This window comes from Pseudoalteromonas sp. ECSMB14103, from assembly GCF_000813065.1.
GTDB classification, from domain to species: domain Bacteria; phylum Pseudomonadota; class Gammaproteobacteria; order Enterobacterales; family Alteromonadaceae; genus Pseudoalteromonas; species Pseudoalteromonas marina.
This window is the reverse complement of record NZ_JWGY01000003.1, coordinates 155,628-176,179: the sequence shown is the minus strand read 5'-3', so window position 1 is coordinate 176,179 and position 20,552 is coordinate 155,628. Positions and strand designations below refer to the sequence as shown.

General features: G+C 41.5%; 21 protein-coding genes. 8 read left to right on the top strand and 13 right to left on the bottom strand.

Features of this window, described 5'->3' with window-relative positions:
• Positions 1–79: 79 nt before the first annotated feature.
• Both RF53_RS08575 and RF53_RS08570 read left to right on the top strand, forming a co-directional pair.
• Positions 80–703, top strand: coding sequence for a fused MFS/spermidine synthase (locus RF53_RS08575; protein ID WP_039037322.1), 624 nt, complete (start codon positions 80–82; stop codon positions 701–703).
• Positions 696–1,580 carry a spermidine synthase gene (locus RF53_RS08570; RefSeq protein ID WP_039037321.1) on the top strand — a complete coding sequence of 295 codons (885 nt, stop codon included), beginning with the start codon at positions 696–698 and terminating at the stop codon, positions 1,578–1,580. The genes RF53_RS08575 and RF53_RS08570 overlap by 8 nt, the downstream gene beginning before the upstream one ends.
• A 53-nt stretch (positions 1,581–1,633) precedes the next feature.
• On the opposite strand, the gene arfB is transcribed toward RF53_RS08570, so the two are convergent.
• The gene (arfB, locus tag RF53_RS08565; protein ID WP_006793276.1) at positions 1,634–2,047 is read right to left on the bottom strand and encodes an alternative ribosome rescue aminoacyl-tRNA hydrolase ArfB; all 414 of its coding nucleotides are present in this window, start codon (positions 2,045–2,047) and stop codon (positions 1,634–1,636) included.
• Between the two features lie 211 nt (positions 2,048–2,258).
• On the opposite strand from arfB, the gene RF53_RS08560 reads away from it, so the two are divergent.
• Positions 2,259–2,828, top strand: a complete 570-nt coding sequence (locus tag RF53_RS08560; RefSeq protein ID WP_039037320.1) for a hypothetical protein — start codon at positions 2,259–2,261, stop codon at positions 2,826–2,828.
• Between the two features lie 62 nt (positions 2,829–2,890).
• Here RF53_RS08560 and RF53_RS08555 read toward each other — a convergent pair whose 3' ends face one another.
• The 5 genes from RF53_RS08555 to RF53_RS08535 are packed head-to-tail and all read right to left on the bottom strand — an operon-like array spanning position 2,891 to position 7,489.
• The gene (locus RF53_RS08555; protein ID WP_170865589.1) at positions 2,891–3,637 is read right to left on the bottom strand and encodes an SDR family oxidoreductase; all 747 of its coding nucleotides are present in this window, start codon (positions 3,635–3,637) and stop codon (positions 2,891–2,893) included.
• Between the two features lie 10 nt (positions 3,638–3,647).
• Complete coding sequence (locus RF53_RS08550) at positions 3,648–4,352, bottom strand: histidine phosphatase family protein (RefSeq protein WP_039037318.1); 705 nt, start codon at positions 4,350–4,352, stop codon at positions 3,648–3,650.
• Entirely contained in the window at positions 4,352–5,425 is a 1,074-nt protein-coding gene (locus tag RF53_RS08545; RefSeq protein WP_039037317.1) for a phosphotransferase family protein, read from the bottom strand. The genes RF53_RS08550 and RF53_RS08545 overlap by 1 nt, the downstream gene beginning before the upstream one ends.
• Before the next feature lie 12 nt (positions 5,426–5,437).
• Entirely contained in the window at positions 5,438–6,259 is an 822-nt protein-coding gene (locus RF53_RS08540; protein ID WP_039037316.1) for an SDR family oxidoreductase, read from the bottom strand.
• A gap of 9 nt (positions 6,260–6,268) precedes the next feature.
• Positions 6,269–7,489, bottom strand: coding sequence for an acyl-CoA dehydrogenase family protein (locus tag RF53_RS08535; protein WP_039037315.1), 1,221 nt, complete (start codon positions 7,487–7,489; stop codon positions 6,269–6,271).
• Between the two features lie 115 nt (positions 7,490–7,604).
• On the opposite strand from RF53_RS08535, the gene RF53_RS08530 reads away from it, so the two are divergent.
• Complete coding sequence (locus RF53_RS08530) at positions 7,605–8,513, top strand: LysR family transcriptional regulator (protein ID WP_039037314.1); 909 nt, start codon at positions 7,605–7,607, stop codon at positions 8,511–8,513.
• Positions 8,514–8,571: 58 nt separating this feature from the next.
• On the opposite strand, the gene RF53_RS08525 is transcribed toward RF53_RS08530, so the two are convergent.
• From RF53_RS08525 to RF53_RS08515, 3 genes are all read right to left on the bottom strand, one after another.
• Complete coding sequence (locus RF53_RS08525; protein WP_010556125.1) at positions 8,572–9,444, bottom strand: bile acid:sodium symporter family protein; 873 nt, start codon at positions 9,442–9,444, stop codon at positions 8,572–8,574.
• A 1-nt stretch (position 9,445) separates the two neighbouring features.
• On the bottom strand, positions 9,446–11,437 hold the full coding sequence (locus RF53_RS08520) for an AMP-binding protein (RefSeq protein ID WP_039037313.1): 1,992 nt from the start codon (positions 11,435–11,437) through the stop codon (positions 9,446–9,448).
• A 126-nt stretch (positions 11,438–11,563) separates the two neighbouring features.
• Positions 11,564–12,370, bottom strand: coding sequence for a class II aldolase/adducin family protein (locus RF53_RS08515; RefSeq protein WP_052242882.1), 807 nt, complete (start codon positions 12,368–12,370; stop codon positions 11,564–11,566).
• Positions 12,371–12,460: 90 nt separating this feature from the next.
• Between RF53_RS08515 and RF53_RS08510 the strand changes: the two genes are divergently transcribed.
• Positions 12,461–13,390, top strand: a complete 930-nt coding sequence (locus RF53_RS08510; RefSeq protein ID WP_039037312.1) for a LysR family transcriptional regulator — start codon at positions 12,461–12,463, stop codon at positions 13,388–13,390.
• Here RF53_RS08510 and RF53_RS08505 read toward each other — a convergent pair.
• From RF53_RS08505 to RF53_RS08490, 4 genes are all read right to left on the bottom strand, one after another.
• The gene (locus RF53_RS08505) at positions 13,374–15,758 is read right to left on the bottom strand and encodes a TonB-dependent receptor (protein ID WP_039037311.1); all 2,385 of its coding nucleotides are present in this window, start codon (positions 15,756–15,758) and stop codon (positions 13,374–13,376) included. The genes RF53_RS08510 and RF53_RS08505 overlap by 17 nt on opposite strands.
• A 152-nt stretch (positions 15,759–15,910) precedes the next feature.
• Positions 15,911–16,420, bottom strand: coding sequence for a phytanoyl-CoA dioxygenase family protein (locus tag RF53_RS19235; RefSeq protein ID WP_268747291.1), 510 nt, complete (start codon positions 16,418–16,420; stop codon positions 15,911–15,913).
• 488 nt (positions 16,421–16,908) lie between these two features.
• Positions 16,909–17,499, bottom strand: a complete 591-nt coding sequence (locus RF53_RS08495; protein ID WP_039037310.1) for a uracil-DNA glycosylase family protein — start codon at positions 17,497–17,499, stop codon at positions 16,909–16,911.
• 150 nt (positions 17,500–17,649) lie between these two features.
• Positions 17,650–18,006 (bottom strand): VOC family protein, encoded by a 357-nt coding sequence (locus RF53_RS08490; RefSeq protein WP_039037309.1) that lies wholly within the window; start codon positions 18,004–18,006, stop codon positions 17,650–17,652.
• Between the two features lie 222 nt (positions 18,007–18,228).
• On the opposite strand from RF53_RS08490, the gene RF53_RS08485 reads away from it, so the two are divergent.
• From RF53_RS08485 to RF53_RS08475, 3 genes are read left to right on the top strand one after another with little or no spacing between them, the layout of a single operon-like run.
• Positions 18,229–18,567: a hypothetical protein gene (locus tag RF53_RS08485; RefSeq protein ID WP_039037308.1), complete on the top strand. Its 339-nt coding sequence runs from the start codon at positions 18,229–18,231 to the stop codon at positions 18,565–18,567.
• Positions 18,564–20,162 carry a PepSY-associated TM helix domain-containing protein gene (locus RF53_RS08480; protein WP_039037307.1) on the top strand — a complete coding sequence of 533 codons (1,599 nt, stop codon included), beginning with the start codon at positions 18,564–18,566 and terminating at the stop codon, positions 20,160–20,162. The genes RF53_RS08485 and RF53_RS08480 overlap by 4 nt, the downstream gene beginning before the upstream one ends.
• On the top strand, positions 20,155–20,496 hold the full coding sequence (locus tag RF53_RS08475; protein ID WP_039037306.1) for a DUF3325 domain-containing protein: 342 nt from the start codon (positions 20,155–20,157) through the stop codon (positions 20,494–20,496). Before RF53_RS08480 ends, RF53_RS08475 begins: the two co-directional genes overlap by 8 nt.
• Positions 20,497–20,552 lie beyond the last annotated feature (56 nt).

Here is a 20,552-nt window from a genome sequence, read left to right as displayed (position 1 = left end):
TGGCTAATTATTACACTAGCGACTCTGATGGCATCACGTTAGTATGGTGCTCTACTTATAGTTACATAACGATAAAAACATGACTTTAAAAACAAACGCTTTGATTTACTTTTTAGCCTTTTGCAGTGGCTTTTGCATTATGGGGATTGAGCTTTTAGGAGGGCGTATTTTAGCGCCTTACTTTGGCAGTAGTGTACATATTTGGGGCAGTATTATTACTGTGTTTATGCTTAGCTTGTCGTTTGGTTACTTGCTTGGCGGTAAGCTAAGTACAAAAAATGCGTCGCTGACTAAATATGGATTAATATTTTTAGTTGCGAGCATTATGGTTGTGCCTATTACGTTGTTTGCTGAGCCCATAATGGAATTTATTTTTACCCATATTGAAGATAGCCGTTATGGCTCGTTACTCGCTTCTACTGCGTTGTTTTTTATTCCAACCATTATATTAGGTATGATTTCGCCGTACTCAGTCAGGTTGCTGGTTACCGACAGCGAAAGAAGCGGCCAAGTTGCAGGTATTTTGTATTTTGTAAGCACGCTTGGCAGTGCCTTGGGCACTATTATTACCTCTTTTTACTTTGTACTCGCGTTTGATGTAAACACCATTATTAGTGCCTTTGCTACTACGTTGGGTGTGCTAGGTGTTGTTGCAATTGCTGTAAACAGTGTTGCTAATAATAAGGAGCTTGCGCATGCTTAAATATGTATTTTTAGCACTTAGTGTGTTTTCAGGCGCTGCTTTAGCTAATGTTATTCACGAAGAGCGCTCTTTATATCGTAATATTATTGTTGATGAAACTCGCGATTTACGCTGCTTAAAATTTAACACTAAAAGTAGCCAAACAAGTCAAAGTTGCATGTACAAAAACGACCCCGACAAGCTCGTTTTCAACTACACAAAGCTTACTTTTGCGAGTTTATTAGTAACCGAAAACCCTAAAAATGTATTAATTATTGGGCTTGGGGGAGGCACATTGTCGAATGTTATTCATGAGTTATACCCTGCGGCTAAAATACACAATGTAGAAATAGACCCCGCTGTATTGAGTGTGGCTCGCGACTACTTTAGCTTTATTGAAAACGATAAAGTGACATCTAGTGTTCAAGATGGCCGTATTTTTATTAAACGCGCGGCTATTAAAAAGAAAAAGTACGATTGGATCATTCTTGATGCGTTTAACGGTGACTACATTCCTGAGCACCTGTTAACCAAAGAGTTTTTTGAAGAGGTTAAAGGTGTGTTGGCTGATGGCGGCGTAGTTGCTGCAAATACATTTTCGAGTAGTAAACTATACGAGCACGAGTCGGCAACTTACCATAGCGTGTTTGGCGATTTTATTAACGTAAGCCGTGCTAATCGGAGCAACCGTATTATTTTAGCGGGTTTTAAAGCTATGCCAACTAAGGCTCAACTTAACGAACGTGTTAAAGCGCTTGGGCCCAAGCTTAAAAAATATGATGTAGATATAAACGCCATAAGCAATTACATGCAGTACACACAAGATGAGCAAGATTGGCCTAAAAATATCAAAATTCTAACCGACCAATACTCTCCTGCTAACCTACTTAACTTTTAATATGTAATGCGCCTTGCACTAATATAGTTAGGCGCATCCATTTAGGTTTATTGCTAAAACTTAATATTACCGCGCAATGCTTTTGTTTGGCCGTGTTTAGTTTTTTTATCCATGCGTTTACGCTGCGAATTACGGCTTGGTTTAGTTGCACGGCGGGCTTTATTGACCTTGGTAGCGCTTAATATGAGATCTTTTAAGCGTTTTAACGCGTCTTCGCGGTTAAGCTCTTGGGTACGGTGGCTTTGTGCTTTAATGATGAGAACGCCCTCTTTAGTGATCCTCGAATCGTTTAAAGCAAGTAAACGTTCTTTATAAAAGTCTGGTAATTTAGAGCGATTAATATCAAAACGTAAATGAATAGCGCTGGCGACTTTGTTAACGTTTTGGCCACCGGCACCTTGAGAACGAATAGCGGTGAGCTCTAATTCCCACTCATCAATAGTGACTGTATTTGAAATTGTTAACATTGCGTTCAGTTTCCGTTGTTAAAAATGCATTGTACCATTTGTACATTGACTTAGGGTGAATAAGCTAAATAGGCGGTTTATGCAAAGTTGAGTAAACATTTACGCCAATAAATAAATTTAGGTTGGCATAGGCAATTATTTAGTTTTTAATTGCGCAGCCCTTATACGGGCCTAATATAATAATCGATTTTCGATAATAGGAAGTACCTGCATGAAAAAATTACTTGTATCACTGAGCTTGTTAGCAATGAGCTTTTCTAGTTTTGCTAAAGATATCACCGAAGGTGATTTACAAAGCTACATGAAAGCCTTACCTGCTGTAACAAGCTGGGCGAGCTCTCAGGAGGCGTTAAAAAACGTAGACTTAGGCAGCATGCTAGGTGCAACCGCAGATCAAACTACAGCAGAGCAAGGCGCGCTTGCAAATACAGCCCTCAATATGATTAAAGAGCAATCACTGTATAAAAGCTTTGCGAGCGTAACAACTCGCTATGGCTTTACGCCTGAGCAGTTAATTACCGTGGGTTCTGAAGTGTCTATGGCATACATAGAAAACCTTAAATCGGGTTTGTCTGATGAAAATAAAGAAACTGCAAACAAATTAATGGGTGGTTTTCAAAGCATGAAAAGCGCTAAAGATAAAGGCGCTACATCGTTAATGGGTTCGTTAGGTAATGCGTCAAGCGCTGCTGATACAACCGAGTCACTTGTTAGCGAAAGTAATTTAGCATTAGTAAGTGAATACATGCCACAGCTTAAAAAGTTGTTTGCACTTTTATAAGTATTAAACAATTAAAAAAGGTGGCATTTGCCACCTTTTTTAATACCTAAAATTTATAACACTCACGACATTTTACGAATTGTACTCAGCGGTGCTATGCGTAAAATCCAATGCAGGAATGCCCACGGCCAGCTTGGCACAAAGCTGTTGGCTTTTTCTTTATTTATTGCTTTTACCAGTGCTTTGCAGCCAGTTTCGGTATCAACAATAAACGGCACTGTTTTTACTTTTTCGTTTATTTCGCTTCTTATAAAACCTGGATGTACACAGCTTACTTTTATAGGCGTGTGCATTACATCTATGCGTATGCCCTCACTTAATGAGGTAATAGCCGCTTTAGTGGCGGCGTAAACGGTCATGGCGCGCCTAAAACCACGTACAGCACTAATAGATGAAATAGTCACTAAATGACCATGGTTTTGCGCTCTAAAAATTTCCATTGCGGCTTCAGCTTGCGCAAGTGCGGCCACAAAGTTAGTTTGTGCGGTTTGTTTATTGGCATTAAAGTAACCCGTACCAATAGAAGCCCCCTTGCCCATACCAGCATTTATAATTACTCTATCAAGGCCGTTAAGCTCTTCTTTAAAGGCATTAAATACGCTAAATACTTGTTCGTGGTCGTTAACATCAAGCACTTTTATGCTAATGGTTATATTTGGGTTTATTTGTTCAAGCTCACTTTTTAGCTGCTCTAACAGCTCAAAGCGCCGAGCACATAAAGCTAGATTACAACCTTGTTTTGCAAACTCTTTTGCCATGCCTTTGCCTAAGCCTGAACTTGCACCTGTTATTAGTATGTTTTTGCGCATAATTAGATCCTTAGGTGTATGTAATTAATTTTTGTTGTGGGTGGCACTCTAAAAAGTGATGCTCGTTTAAACTACTTATCGTTAATTTTTGATTTTTTCCTTTGCCGCGCGCCACTACTTTAGTTACGCCTGCGTTTACTAAGCTCCAATTAATATCAATAAAGCGCTCGAGCTTTAGCCCCATTAAATGGCTGGTTATAATGCTAATAGGCCCACCAGAGGTGTAAATAAGTACTTTTTTACCGTGGTTTTCATTGGCTATTTGTTCAAGTGCGCCCAGTACTCGCGCAGTAAATGCATTAAAGCTTTCGTTATACTGAGTGCTGTCGGGGTTGAGTACCCATTGCTGTATGGCGCTGATAAATAAAGTTTTAAAGTATTCCATAGGCTCGGCTTGCTTGCTAAGTGCAGCACGCACTTGGCTTGGGGTGGCAAGCTGTGGGTTATAAACCGCTAAAATGTGTTCGTGATCGTATTCGTTTAATCGCGCATCGTTTATTACCACAGGCGTATTATTAACACTTGCTAAACTAAGCTCTGCGGTTTGATTATGGCGCAGCATACTGCCTGCAAATACAGCATCGGGTGTTAGCTGCTTTTGAGCTAAATATTCACCCAGTAGTGTGGCTTGCTGTTGCCCTTTTGTTGAGAGCGTATCGTAATTATCAGCCGAAAAACTGGCCTGCCCATGGCGTACTAAATATAAAATACACATTAGACTTTACCTTGGGTGTTAATGGCTTTTTTACAGCGCCATAAAAGGTAATGTACAAACACCCAAAAGTGTTTAAAGGCGGGGTTTTTAGTTTGCCCATGGTGATAGCGGTAATAAATTTGCTGCACAATGCCGGCAAGTCTAAATAGTCCGTACACTTCGTAAAAGGTAAAGTCATCTACGGTTATATTCATTTTTTTACAGTAGTAGGCCACCACTTCTTTGCGCGTTAGCATACCCTCTAAGTGAGTGGGTTGACGGCGCGTGGCTTGGGCTAAAAAGTCATCTCCTGGCTCTACCCAGTAAGCCAGTGTATTGCCCAAATCCATAAGTGGGTCGCCAAGGGTGGCAAGTTCCCAATCTAAAATACCCAATACGTTGGTGTAGTCGTTTGCATCAAGCACAACGTTATCAAACCTAAAGTCGTTATGTGTTATGCAAATGCGCTCGTTACTTGGCATGTTGTTTTCAAGCCATTTAATTACTTTTTTGCCGCTGGGTACATTCCAAGTTTTGGCTTTAGTAAAGCGCTCGCTCCAGCCGCTAATTTGGCGCTGTGTATAGCCTTCGCCTTTGCCTAAATGGCTTAAGTTGGCCTGTTTGTAATCTACTTTGTGTAACTCTACTAAGCAGTCGAGTACGTTTTCGCACAGCTTTTTAGTGCGCTCGGGCGTGGGGGTTAATCCGCGTGGTAAATTTTTACGCGGAATTATCCCCGTAAGCTTTTCCATAACGTAAAAGTCGGTGCCGAGTATGTTTTCATCGTCGCAAAACGCCTCCATATTTGGCACATAGCCGTAAACTGGTTTTAGTGCCTGCTGAAGTTTAAACTCGCGGCCCATATCGTGTGCGCCTTTGGCTTTGGTGCCTTTGGGCGCACGGCGTAAAATAAGCGATTGCTCTGGGTATTCTAAGCAGTAGGTCCAGTTTGATGCCCCCCCTGCGTATTGAGTAACACTTGGCTCGCCAGTTAATTGTGTAATGTGTTGCTTAAGCCAGGCATCTACTTTTTGTGTGTCGAGCTCTTCGCCTTGGCGTACGTTTTTGGCTTGATCTAATAATTGTGTGTTCATTGCTAGCCTTTATTATTTTGATTTTAAACGTTGCATAGAGCGTGTTTTTTTCAGCATGTTTTTAATGTACCACTCAACGGGGAGTAGTTTTTTCATTAAAAAGGCCTGTTTACCTAATTTATGGGTCAAAATTAAAAATGGGCGTTTGAGTGACTGCGTATAAATAATATCGGCAACTTGCTCTGCGTTTATGGGAGAGCGCTCAAAGGCACGGTTAAGCATGGTTTTCATGGCCGGCTCGCTAGTGCGCATTGATTCATCAAGATTGGTTTTAAAAAAGCTTGGGCACACTACGCTTACATCTATATTATCGTGGGCGAGTTCAAATTTTAAGGTTTCGCTAAAGCCAATAACCGCCGCTTTTACGGCGTTATAACTGCTCATAAATGGAATAGGGGTAAGCCCTGCTTGTGAGGCTATATTAATAAAGTAGCCACTGCCTTGTTGCTTAAATACGGGATAAAACGTTTGGCACACCCGCACCATAGAGAGCAAATTAATATCCATAATCCACTGCCATTGCTCAAGCGATTCGCCCTCAAGCGAGCCGCCCGTTGCTACACCTGCATTATTAATAACAATATCTACGCCTTGCCACTTAGTTTGGATAATATCGTAAAGCCCCTTTACATCTGCTTGCTTGGTTACATCGCAGGCGTAAAAAAAAGCATCGGCTTCTAGTGCTTGCAGCTCACTAATGGTTGTGGCTGCACGCTCGGCGTTTATATCTGCAATACAAATTTGTAAGTTAGCGCCCAAATTACTTGCATAACTCAGGGCTAACGCTTTACCCAGCCCTGTGGCTCCACCTGTTATTATTAGTCGTGTTTTCATGGTGTTGCCTTAGCGGTATTTGTTAAGTTCGAGGCGCGAAACCATGCCCATATGTACTTCGTCTGGGCCATCTGCAAGGCGTAAAATACGGCCCATTGCATTAAACGAGGCAATAGGAAAGTCGCTCGACACCCCTGCGCCACCAAACACTTGTATTGCCATATCTGAGACCATTTGCAACATATTAGGTACTACTACTTTTATGCTCGATATTTCGGTCATGGCGTGTTTAACGCCTTGAGTGTCTATTTTCCATGCCGCGTGTAGGGTTAATAAACGGGCTTGATCTATTGCCATACGCGCTTGCGCTACACGTTCTAAATTACCGCCTAATTTAAGTAAGGGTTTACCAAAAGCGCTGCGCGACAGGCCTCGTTTAATCATGAGCTCTAAACAGCGCTCTGCTGCGCCAATTGCGCGCATACAATGATGAATTCGCCCAGGCCCTAAGCGCCCCTGTGCAATGGCAAAGCCTTTGCCTAACCCTAAAATAAGGTTTTGCTTTGGTACGCGTACGTTATTAAATTCCATTTCGCCGTGGCCGTAGGGGGCATCAAAATCGCCACAGGCACTTAGCATACGCTTAATGTTTACACCGGGTGTGTTTAGCGGCACAAGTACCATTGAATGCTGGCTGTGTTTATCGTTTTCGGGATTAGAAAGCCCCATAAAAATAGCCACCTGTGCATTAGGATGACCAAGGCCGGTGGTCCACCATTTTTTGCCATCTAAAATGAGATCTTCGCCATCAACATCTATGGTAGCTTGCATGTTTGTCGCATCTGATGAAGCGACATCGGGCTCGGTCATGGCAAAGACTGAGCGAATATCGCCATTTAATAATGGGGTTAACCACTGTTGTTTTTGTTCATCGTTTGCAAAATGATAAAGCACTTCCATATTGCCGGTATCGGGGGCGTTACAATTAAATATTTCTGAGGCAAATAAGCATTTACCCATTTGCTCTGCAATAGGGGCGTATTCTAAACAGGTTAAACCTTGTGCTAGTTCTGCATCGGGTAAAAATAAGTTCCACAGGCCAGCGGCTTTTGCTTTCGCTTTTAATGGCTCAATGTGCTCACTTAGTTGCCAAGTGGTCCAATCGTTTGAATTATTTTTAGCATGGTTATGCGCAACCACTGCTTGCTCAATAGGCAATACGTGTTCATCCATAAAGGCAGTTACACGCTTTAGGTAGTCTTGGCTTTTTTGGCTTGGCTCAAAGTTCATTAGGGTTGCCTGTTTATTTTTTAGTTAACCCAGCATAAAACATTCGCCCCAATGAATTAAATGAAATATATTACCAGTTAAATGTGAATTACATTCATAGTGTGGGCGGGTAATAATGATTGAAGCTAAAAATATTCAGCAGTTAGATTTAAATTTACTTAAAATATTTGAATGCCTATACCGTGAAAAAAACATGAGCGAAACCGCAAAGGTACTATACATAACGCCCTCAGCAGTGAGCCATGCTATAAAACGTTTGCGCAGTGTATTAAACGATCCGTTATTTGAGCGCCAAGGGCAATTAATGCTCCCCACCCCTGCGTGCCAACGTATGGCACCCGAGCTAATAGATTTACTCGAAAAATTACGTCAAGTCCTACAAGCCTGCGGTGATTTTAATTTAGCGACCACTGCACAAACCTTTAAAATAGCCCTGCACGATGCAATAGAGCCTATTGTTTTGCCTAAATTGCAACTTGCACTGGCAAAACATGCTCCCAATGCAAGCTTAGCGAGCGTAAAATTAAGCCGTGAAGATATGCATAAGCAATTAGCTAATCATCAAATAGATATGGCAATTGATGTAGCACGGCCAATAAAAGCGCCTATTAGCCATGCTGTGCTTTCAAGCGATCACTTTTGTGTACTCATGAAAAAAAACCACCCGCTTAAAAACCAACTCAATATAGACAATTATTTAGCGGCTAAGCATGTGGCGGTATCTAACCGGGCAACAGGTACTGTTATTGAAGATATTGCGTTATTGCAATTGAGTTTTAATAGGCAGGTGGCTATACGTTGTCAAAATTATTTTGCCGCGAAAGAGGTAATAAAAGACGCACCATTTTTACTTACTTTACCTTCAATGGTTGCAAGCCAATTGCTTGACGACACGCTAATAGCACGCCCCGTGCCCACTACTATGCCTGCTATTTATCAGCATTTATATTGGCATCAGAGCACTGATAAAGACGACGCTTTAGTATGGTTACGTGGGCAAGTGCAGCATATTTTTAAACGTTAATAGCTATAAAAAAAGCGCCAAACTTAGTGAGCTAAATTTGGCGCTTCGCGTTGTTTTTTTAAGCGTTTACAAGGCGTTTGTTTTTAAATTTAAGCCCAGCAATTAATAACAGTGGCCCAATAAACATGGCAAGGCCATATACACCACCAGTTACCGCATACTCAGGCTTATTTAAAAAGCTTATAGCAATTAAAATAGCCAGCGATGCGTTTTGAATCCCTACTTCAATGCCGAGTGTTAACGAATCAGTTAAAGATAGTTTTGAAAGCTTTGCTATTAGCAAGCCAATGATCATTGAACCAATATTAAGTGCTATACACGCCCAAAACACATCGTTAAACGAGCTTGCCAGTAAGGCGCGTTCTTTTATTACTAGCGCGGCTATCATGGCGAGCATAAAAAATAACGAAAAGCGCCTAAAAAACGGCTCGCTTTTAATCGCAAATTCGCTTTTAAAATGGCGCAGGCTTATGCCTATGGCTACAGGCACTAAGGTGATTACAAATAGCCCAAGTGATGTAGTTAATATTGAAAAGCTGGCATCGTCTTGCGGCGCAAATTGGTGCATGGCAAAGCCAATAATAAACGGTGTGGTAATAATGCTAATAGCAGTTGAGGCAGCGGTTAAGCTTACCGAAAGTGCTAAATTAGCTTTTGCTAGCTGGCTCACTACGTTTGACATAGTACCGCCAGGGCACGCGGCTAAAATCATTAACCCTATTGCAATTGGTGTGGGTAAATTAAGTAAATAGCATAAACCTAAAGCCAATAGCGGCATGGCGATAATTTGGCCTACCAAGCCCATAGCAATTGCTATGGGCTTTTTAAAAAGTCTTGTAAAGTCAGTAGTTGTAAGGCCTAAACCCATACCAAACATAATGAGCGCTAAGGCTAGGGGTAATATTATTTCTGTTAAAAAAGATGCATTCAAATTAGGTGACCTCGTTAGTTATTGTTTTTATAGCGAGAACTTCATAGTTAAATGAAAACGGGGTTAACAGCGCCTTTATTTGAGGCTGTAACTCGTTTATTTCGTTTTCATTTACAAAAATATTTGCTTTTATGCCTAACTTTTTATCAGCAAATACGTTTATTTGCACGGCTTTGTTTTTTAAATGCGCGTTAATTGCTTCTGTAATGGTTTGTTTTATTTGTAGGCAAACCAGTTCGGGCTTATAAATTTTACCTACTGCGGTCAGTGGTATTTCGTCAATTATATAAATAGCTTTTGGTATTGCTGCTCGCTCAGGTATGTTGGCGCTAACATACGTGATGAGTTCATCTAGTTTAAGCGTGCTCTGTGGGTTTAGCATGGCGTAAAGTACCGGCACTTCGCCTGCGTAGCTGTCTGGGCGTGGCACGGCGGCTGCAAGTGTTACATCGGGGTGGCTGGTTGCGGCATCTTCAATCATTTTGGGGTCTATATTGTGCCCGCCGCGTATTATTAGCTCTTTTTGCCTACCGCATAACGATACATACCCGCTCTCATCTATTTTTCCTAAATCCCCGGTTCTAAAATATTGTTGGCCGTTTTCATCAACTACCCATGCGCCTTGGTTATGCGCATCTTCTACATACCCCGGGAATACGTTATTACCGGTTATTATTATTTCGCCAACATCGAGTGTATCGCACATTTTAACAAGCGTGCCTTGCTCGTTTATATCGGCAATCTTAAGCGTAATCCCCGGTATTGGTAGCCCTACAGAAGCCTCTTTATTAATTGGATTTACAGGCATTAACGTACTTACCGAGCTGCCCTCAGTTGAGCCATAACCCTCTACCAGTGGGGTCTTGGTGAGTTTAGTAAACAGGGCTTGTAAATCTGATGAAAGCGGCGCAGCCCCACAAATGGCAAACTTCATTTTAAGCGGTGGCACCGATATTTTTTGCGAGGTAATTTGCTCAACCATAGCAGCGTAAACCGTAGGTACGGCGGTCATAACGGCTACATCGTAATTATTAATTAGGGTGAGCAAGTTTTGAATGATGTTTTTACCCCTAAAGCCAGAAGGGCTTGCGAGTAAAATTTTACAGCCTTTCATAACCGAGGCTATGCCCGTGGCTACCGCCGCATTTACATGAAATATAGGTAAGCCTACTAACATGGTGTCGCCTGCGTTTACTGGCGAAAGTAAATTAACCTGCCCTGCATTGGTGAGCTGGTTTAAGTGCAAGTGCTTTGCAAGTTTTGGTAGACCGGTGGTGCCACCCGTATGAAAATACGCGCACACATCGCTTTGCTCAGGCAAAGTAAAATTAGCTGCTTGCGTATTTTGCGCTGCCACTAACTTTTTAAACCCATACACGGGTACTTTATTATTTTGCGAGCACGCTATGTCGTCACCAAATAAGCTAATAACCGCTTTTAGGCCGGGAATATGCTCTTTAATTGCCATTACTTTTTGCCAAATATCGCTACCAGGCACTGGGCCTAGGGCAATAATTACTTTGGTATTGGCTGAGATCATAATTTCTTTCATTATGGACTCATCAAGCAAGGGGTTTATGGGGTTTGCAATGCCTGCGGCCTCTGCTGCCCAAAGCGAGACATAGGTTTCTGGAAAGTTAGGTAACACCAGCGAGGTTACCTCGGTTTTAGTAATACCCAACGAGTGCAATGCATTGCCAAGCCCTGTTACGTTTTTTGCGAGCGCTTTGTAACTCATTTTACGGTGCGGATTAGCAAAGCTTTTGCCTTTAAAGGTCATTAAAATGCGGTGAATAAGCTTTTTTGCAAACGGAATTTGCGCTTCGCTAATACAGTCGCCATCTAAAATGTATTCAATAGCGGTTGCATCACCAAAGTTTTGGGCCGATTGTAAAATGGCATGATAAGTAGAGCGAGGAAGTTGCGCTGATGATATTTCAGCAAGGTTTAAATTGCCAACATCGGCGTGGTTTTTAATTGTTGTTATAGTCATAAAACTCTCAACGTATTTTTATAATGTGTGTTTGCGTGTGAGTGCATGGTGTTTAACGCGGCTTTGGGTGTGTGGGCCATTACCGCGTAAAATTTAGTCCATCAAAAACTAAGTTATTGCCATTTTTTAATCTAAAAAACTGTTATCTTGTGCAGCAACGACCTGATACATGGGCTGAAAGTTCCCCCATGTAACCAGCTCTGAGCCATTGGCTTGTTTTGTATGTAGTGCTACCTCGTGTGAGATAAGCTTAGGCTCGCCTGCGGCTTGTGCTAATAACTGGCTTTGGCAGCAGCTATCTAGCAATACAAAGTTGGCAACTGCGGCATCAACCGACGAACCAGCGGTAAGTAAACCATGGTTTTGCAAAATAACAGCGCAGTGATCAGCCAGCGATTTAGCTATCATGTTGCCCTCTTCGCTGTCGGCTACTACGCCGCTAAATACATCAAATACACTGTGGTTTTTGTAAAATACGCAAGCATCTTGCGAAATTGGTTTAAGTAACTCACCTAGTGCTGAAAACGCACGGCCATAACGTGTATGCGCATGGGCTACTGCGTTTACGTCGGGGCGCGCCATATGTATACGTGAATGTATAGCAAACGCCGCATTATTAATCGGTGTGATGCCTTCAATAATATTACCTTTATGATCAACCCGAATAAGATCTGACGCTTTAATATGCGCAAAGTGCATACCTACGGGGTTTACCCAAAATGTATCGGGCTCTATGCAGTCGCGAAGTGTTATGTGCCCCGCAAGCCCTTCATCAAAACCGTACATAGCAAATACTCTAAAGCCCGCGGCTAGGCGTTGTTTTTCGTAGGTGCGTTGCTCGTTTAGGGTGTTAAATTTAGGCGGCATGATAAGTTTAAATTTATCGCTGCCTATGGTCATTTTTGCGGCTTGCTGCTCTAGTGTATTGCTCATAATAATCCTAAATTAAAGTCTATTGACTTTAGTTTAGTCTTGCTTAAGATAAATAGAAGTGATGTTAATTAATGGTTAAACATAAATACTATGCATGGAAAGATAGATTTAAACCTGTTTGTAATACTCAAAACGGTATACCAAGAGGGGAGCATTACCAGTGCTGCAGATAAGCTGCATTTAACGCAACCAGCAGTTAGCCATGCGCTTTCGCGCCTAAGAGATAAGTTTGACGACCCCTTATTTATTCGCCATGGCCGGCGTATGGTGCCCTCGCCTTTTTGCCAAAAAATAATAGCGCAAGTGATTGAGTCGGTGCAGGCATTAGAGGCAACCATGAACAACGAGCGGCTTTTTGATATAGCCGCTTTTAAGCGAGAAATTAAATTTGGCTTTAGAGATATTTTAGAATCGATATTTTTTCCGCCACTAATGAGCGACCTACTTACAAACACCCCTAATATTACAATTAACAGCCGACAGGTTTCGCATGTTGATATGGAAAAATCACTCGAAAACCAAGAGCTAGATATAGTCATTGATGTGCTTACCCCAACGAGCAACCATATAAAAAATACCTTTATTTGTAATGAGCATTTTTCGCTAATTTGTAGGCACGATCATCCCATATTAAATGACTTAACCGTACAAAGTTACGCAAAGGCATCGCATGCGTTGGTGTCGTTAAAAGGTGCGCAGGTAGATATTATTGATATGGCGCTGGCAAAGCATGCACTTGCCCGTAATGTAGTGCTTAAATGTGAACATTATTTTGCGGCGACTAAAGTGATTAGCCAAAGCGACATGATAATGACAATGCCAAACGCGTACGCGCAGGTATTAAAAGAGCAAATGCCAGTGCATGTAACTAGCTTGCCGTTTGATGTGCCGTTAATGCCTGTGCACATGTATTGGCACGAACAAGCCGATGACGATTTAGTAAATAGTTGGATGCGAGAAAAGCTGCTAGGTTTAGCCCAGCAACTTATCCCTGCTGACAAACTTAAAAGCGGTAATTAAATTGAGCGTGATAACTGCGCCCACGCTCTGATAAAAAACGGTGTGCGTAGCTAATTACCGGCACATCGTTGGCCTGCGAAAAAGTGTGTTTATCGGTTAAATTTTTAGCCAATAACGCCACCGACCAATCTCCTTCACTGCTACCTAGCTCTATGCGTAAATTTAGTTTTTCAAAAGCGCTTTGCTTGGCTATTGGGTCAAGATCTTGCTCTAAAAAGTAGTCGTCACTAAAGTTAAGGGCTAAATTGCTATTTAAAGTAAGGTTTGAAAACACCTCGGTATTGTAATCAATCGCTATATTGCCTGAGTAGTCGGGAGCAAACGCGCCCGTTTGCCCGGTTAAATCTTGAAACGCTTGGCCAAGTAGTTCGCTTTGCATAACTGTTGGCGAGGCACTGGCGTATTGCTCGTATTCAAAATCAAGCACAGCAAGGTTTGCCGATAGCTGCCAACTTTGATTTATTGCCCAGCGCGAATCGAGCTCAATCCCTTTTACTTTGGTTTCGGCAGCATTTTTAACTACAAATGCATTACCATTAAATTCAGATACTTGTAGGTCATCGTACAGGGTGTAAAACAGTGTAGCGTTTACTTGTAGAGTATTTTTAATTGGCTCGGCTTTAATACCAAATTCAAAATTAGTGGCTTTTTCGTCGTCAAACTCAAAGCCTGAATTTTCATCAACCGTATTACCTTGCGAGCCATTTAAGCCAGAGCCATCAAAACCACCGGCTTTGTAGCCTATGCCAGCGCTTGCAAATAACATGGTGTTGTTAAACCCTAAATATTGCACACTAATATTGGGTGATAAGTGTGATTCATCACGCTTAGCGTTAAGGTTATGTACCCCCGCTCCCGAAAGCTGCCCTGCAATAGTGGGCGCAGCGGCATTGGCAAATTGTTGTACGGCTTGCGGTGTGTTGGGCTCAAATACGCTATACACATTTTGTACGCTGCTTACTTCTTTTTCTTCTTTTTGATAACGCAAGCCAAAATTAGCGCGCCATTGCGCGTTTACATTCCACGTAAGGGCGGTAAATGCTGAGTAGCTTTGTTGGTCTTGATCAAACAGCGCATTTACGCCCAATGATGTACCCACTAAATCAGGAATAAGTAACGATGCGCCAAATAAAATATCGTTTGGGTGTTCCAGTTCGCTGCTCATGTAAAAAATGCCCGCTACGTATTCAAGCGTGCGCCCTATTGGCGAGCTTACTCTAAACTCTTGCGTAAACTGGTTATAGGTTTCTAAGTAGTCTTGTTTTATAAGCGGGATTTCTGAAAAGTCGGCATCAAAAGTTGAGTCCCAATCGTACTCGCTATACGTGGTTACAGAGGTAAATTCGTATTCGCCATGGTTATAGGTTAATTTAAGTGATGCGTTATCAAGCGTGGTTTTACTTTGCTCATTAAGCCCACCAGGGTGCCCATCGCCCGATACCGAACTTGTGTAATCAAGGCCTGAGTTGTCGCTTAGTAAAAGTGAGCGATAGCCCACGTTACCCGGGTTTGTTGGATCGCTTGCTATTTGTAAGTCGCGGTTGGGAGTATCGATAATGTATTGATAGCGCGAGCCATGCGATTCAAACTCACCGTGTTCCCATTTAAATAATGCATTTATATCATCGTTTATTTGCCAATCTATTGATAAACGCGCACCTGATGAGTCGTTAGATTGCTCGTCGCTTTGGCGCGCTTGGTTATATAAAAAGCCATCAACAGAGTGGTCAAACGCGGCAATACGTATGGCTAAATCATCGTTAATAGGAATATTTATAACGCCTGTAAAGCGCTTTTCGTTATCAGAGCCAAACTCTGCCGATACGTTGCCTTCAAGTACATCGGTTGGCGAATTTGAGATCATACTAAATGCACCTGCTGTGGCGTTTTTACCAAACATAACCGACTGCGGGCCTTTTATAAGTTCAAGGCGCTGCATATCTAAAAATGGAAATTTAGCCTGATGCCCGCGCCCTAAATACACGCCATCTTTATACATAGCAACCGATTGCTCAAAGCCTGAGTTAGTACCAGAGCCTATACCGCGTACAAAAATACGTTTGCTGCTTGAGGTTTCGGTTATATGCACGTTAGGTAGGTTTTCGCTTAGGGCGAGTAAATCGTCAACACTGTTTTGCTCGAGGTAATCGCCAGAAAGCGCTTGAATAGAGGTAGGAATATCTTGCAGTGATTGCACCCGCTTTTGCGAAGTGACGGTAATGGTTTCAAGCTCACTTTTATTTACTTTATTCTCGGCGGCTTGTGCCATACCCACGCTTAATGCGCTGAGCGTAAATAGAGTCAGTGCTTTTTGCTTTAAAAAAGCTGGCTTTAAACGTGTGTGTGATTGTGTGTGTTCAGTTGTCATAGCTGCAACTCCATTATAGAGGTTATTTTTATTGGATAATTTTGCGTCTATTTCATACTGACGAGTCTTAAAATAAATAACAGTGATGTTTATTTATTCAACACTATTAGTAATATTTATAGTTAAGCGAAAAAGTGTTGTGTTAAATGGGGTTATAGCGGGTTAAAAAATACTTGTGGATTAGCGGTTTTATTAGCGATTGCCGAGCTTGGAGTGTTTGCTGCATTGATAAAGGCGGTAAGCTGTGGTGCATTTTCGCAAAAAATAATATCCAGTGCTAAACGGTTTTTGCCGTATAAGCCTCGGTGAATCATATTGGCTGAAAATAGCAGTAAGTCACCCGCATTAAGTTTAATAACTTTGCCTGTAGTTAGGTTATCGCTTGGCAGTTTATTATTTTTTGCAAGACGTACATTTAGCTCCTCTGGTGTATCCCAATTTTTATGCGAATGGGGCACAAGCTCTATACCAGGCTCGTCTTGTAGGGCTAACCGGCAGTGCACTACGTCGGGCCCGTTTAACGCAGCTTGTTGCTCTTGCACATTTAAATGGTATTGCATATCGCGATGCCAATAGTTTTTTTGTGTAACATTAACGGGATTAAAAAATAACTGAGTATTTAAAAACAGTGGCTCACTAATCGCCAGTTCTACAGGCTTAATTAATTTATCACCAGCAATTAAACTAAATAAACCCTCGTTTTGCTGTGCCGTTAAGTACTCACTATTTGTTATGCCTGAGCTATTAATTGCACGGGATTTATAATACTCATGGTTATTAGCCTTCCACTTTGTATGGAAGCTTAGGGCGTGTTGAACTTTGATGGTTGAATTTGCAGCAGTATGTTTGGTTTTTAGGCAAGGCAGAGCCTATGAAGTGTGGTTATTCCACATAAATAGGCGATAACGCAGCATAAATGCCAAACATGCGCTGCCCTTTGGGTTCTGCCTAGGGGCGATAAACTCTTTGTTGCTCGGTTTTTACTTAGCCCACTAGGTTACAAACCTCGCGCCGCGATTTAATCGCCCCTAGATTGAACAAATTTCAATCCGCAAAGATCAACACGCCCTAATTATTGGCTTAATTTTATTTAGCTCTTCGGGGCTGTAAAGCCCCTTTACAAGCATATAACCGTTTGATTTATATCTTTTCATTGTGGCTCTTTGTTTATTATTTTAGCCACACGTTCGCTTAGCTCTGGTAATACTGTTTGCTCAAACCATGGGTTCTTTTTAAGCCAAATATTATTGCGAGGGCTTGGGTGCGGTAATACTAAATATTGTGGCCAATACTCACGCCACGATTTTACTAACTCGGTTAAAGGCCTGTTTTTAGTATGCGGTAAATGATAAGCCTGTGCGTATTTACCGAGCACGATTGTCAGTTCTAAATTTGGCAGAGTGGCCAGTAATTGCGCTCTCCATGCGGGTGCACATTCTTTACGCGGAGGTAAGTCGCCCGACTTACCTTTACCTGGGTAGCAAAAGCCCATAGGTAAAATAGCTACTTTTTGCGGGTCATAAAACTCATCAACACTTAGCCCAAGCCATTCGCGTAGGCGGTTTCCGCTAGCATCGTTAAAGGGCTTGCCAGTTTCGTGTACTTTTATGCCCGGTGCTTGGCCGGCAATTAAAATACGCGCATTGGCATTAAATTGTATAACGGGGCGAGCACCTAACGGTAAATGAGGTTCACAGATCACGCATTTACTAACTTGCTCAATTAAATTGATCGGATCCATATAAATTTGGCCTTAAGTGCTTAAATTTTGTTCTAAATGGCCATTTAGACCTAATGAGTTGGTAAAAAATCGGTTTATTTTACTCAAATTAGTTATTAGTTGGTAAAATTGTGATCTCATCTAAAAATAACAACTAATCACTTGATATATTTATTGTTTTTCTGACCATACGGCAAATTCGTTACCACTAGGTTCGGTAAAATGAAAGCGGCAACCACCGGGGAACTCAAAAATAGGTTTTACTATTTTGCCGCCATATTGCGCTACTTTTTTATAGGTTGCGTGAATGTCGTTACTGTAAAACACCAGCAGTGCGGCTCCATGTTGAGTAAGTGATTTAAGCGGTGCTTTAAAAAAGCCACCATCAAGTCCTTGGCCGCTAAACGCCGTATATTCTGGGCCGTAGTCGGTAAATTGCCAGTTAAACACGTTAGTAAAAAAGTTTTTTGTGGCTGATAAATCGCACGCGGGAAACTCTACATAATTTAGTTTTTCGTGGTTGCTCATTTTAAATTTACTCTTTGGCTTGCCAGTATTGACCACTGTAAACCTTCGTTATTAGCTAAGCAATAACCCTAAAAGAGCAGAGATCAGTATTTTACTAACATGCTAGGGATTAATGTAAAATTATCTATAATATACAAATGAGAATCACTATCTTTTGTATTTGTAAGCTTTATAATAACCCCTTATTTTTATCCTCGTATTTGAATAAGGGATTTGTTAACTATGCAGGCACCTCTGCACATAGCACCTTTTACAAAAACTAACCTAGCTGCGCTTTTAAAGGTGGCCCAAAGCTATAGAGTGTTAGTATTTTTGCGTTTTATTATTGCCATAGTGGGTGGCTATGCATTTACCTCAGCGTGTATTTCATTATTAAGTGTGCTACTGCCCATTCCTAAGCAAGATGCCGTATTACTGTGTGTGTCTATCAGTATTTTAATTTACGCCGCTGTGTTTATTTATGCGTTTTCGGTTAAGTCGTTAAAAACTGCATGGATCAGTATTTTACTAAGTACCGGTTTTTTTGTTGCTGTATTGGCTTTACTGAAGGGTTGGCTATGAAAGACAGCTTTTTTAGGTCGATGACCTGGCTGCATACCTGGGTGGGCTTACTTACCTGTTGGATTATTTATGTAATATTTTTTGCAGGCACAGCGAGTTTTTTTAGAGACGAAATAAACCTCTGGAATCAACCTGCTATACACAATGTGCAAGCCCAAACCGACAGAGTGGCCGCGCAAAGGCAGCAAATTATAAAGGGCTTTGATTACTTAAATCAGCACGCTGCAAACTCCCCTAGTTGGCGTATTACCTTGCCCGAAGAGCGAATACCGTATTTAGTATATGGCTATGCAAAACCTAAAGAGCCAGGACAGCGCCGCAGCCAGTTTGTAAATACCCAATTAAACCCAAACACCATGCAAGCGCTGCCCCCTTTTGTTGAAACCAAAGGCGGTAACTTTTTTTATAGGTTGCATTATCAGCTTTATTATTTAGATGCCATAACAGGGCGTTGGGTGGTGTGTTTTGCCAGCTTTTTTATGCTGCTGGCAATAATTTCGGGCGTGGTTATTCATAAGCGCATATTTAAAGATATGTTTACTTTTAGGCGCAATAAAGGGACTCGTAGCTGGTTAGATGCGCATAATTTAAGCTCGGTACTTGCCTTGCCGTTTCATTTAATGATTACCTACACAGGCATTATTACGCTTATATTTATGTTGTTCCCCTACCCTGCGTTAACGACCTACGACAAGGGTATGCGTGGCTTTTTTAACGATGTAACACCTAGCAATAACGTGACTAATAACGCCCAAGGCAGTGCAGATTTGCTCCCTATAAACACTATTTTGGATCAAGTTTATACCAAGTGGCCTAGTGCAGATATTACGCGTGTTCAGGTTAGTAAACCGAATATGGCCGCTTCAACAGTAACGGTATTGGTAAGCCCTGCAAAGGCGCTTCGCGATCAATCTCCGTGGCTTTTGTTTAGTGGTGCTACGGGCGAGTTAGTTGCACAAACTGATGACGAACTTAGCAGTAGTAAAGCACTTTATGAATCACTTAATTCTATGCATACAGGGCGCTTTGCTACGCCTTTACTGCGCTGGTTATACGTACTTGGCGGAATTGCAGGCTGCGTAATGATTGGCTCTGGCTGCATAATGTGGGCTAAACGCATACGCGAGCGTAATAAGGGAAAAGCCTCATTTGGCTTACAGTTAGTCGAAGGTTTAAACTTTGCCACCATTATGGGCTTACCACTGGCTACTTGCGCCTTTTTTATTGCCAATAGATTACTTAGTCCAACCGTAGCAGGGCGTGGTGAAAAAGAAGTTACAGTGTTCTTTTTAGCATGGTTAGTGGTTGCCATTATGGCACTTTTAAAGCGCGATAGGTTGCAATGGCGTGTAATGGCAGCCATAAATGCCCTCGCGTGTTTGAGTGTACCGGCAATAAATGCGCTGACTACACAGGGCAATATAGTGAGCTACTTACTTAATAAACAATGGGCCTTGTTTATTTTCGATGCGGTATTTTTACTGTTTAGCATACTGTTTTTAGTACAAACCGAAAAATTACGTACTGCTTCTAGCGCATCTAAAAAAACAGCTAATAACCTAACCAATAATAAAAAGAGGCAAAAGCATGATTGATTTACTTAGCTTTAGCCTCTGTTTGTTTGCCTTTAATGGTTTTGCTTTGGCAAAACCAGCGCATTTTAAAACGGTGTTTACAACGCGTCCCTCTGAGCTGCAAAGTAATTTACTGCTAATAGTTGCTTGGATCAGTATTTTACTAAGTTTATTGTTCTGTGTTGTTACGCAGCAAGGATACGGAGCTTTACTGTTTTGTGGTTTTATGGGGCTAAGCATATTAATTATAACGATTTTTTATAATTTTATAGAAAAGTTGATTAAGCCATTTAGCTTTTTAAATATGCTACTGATTGGCTTATCAGGGCTATTACTGGCAGTAGACTCACTTTAGTTAGTAAAAATCTGATCCAAAGAAAGCCATTAATTTTAGGCAAAAAAAATGGCAAG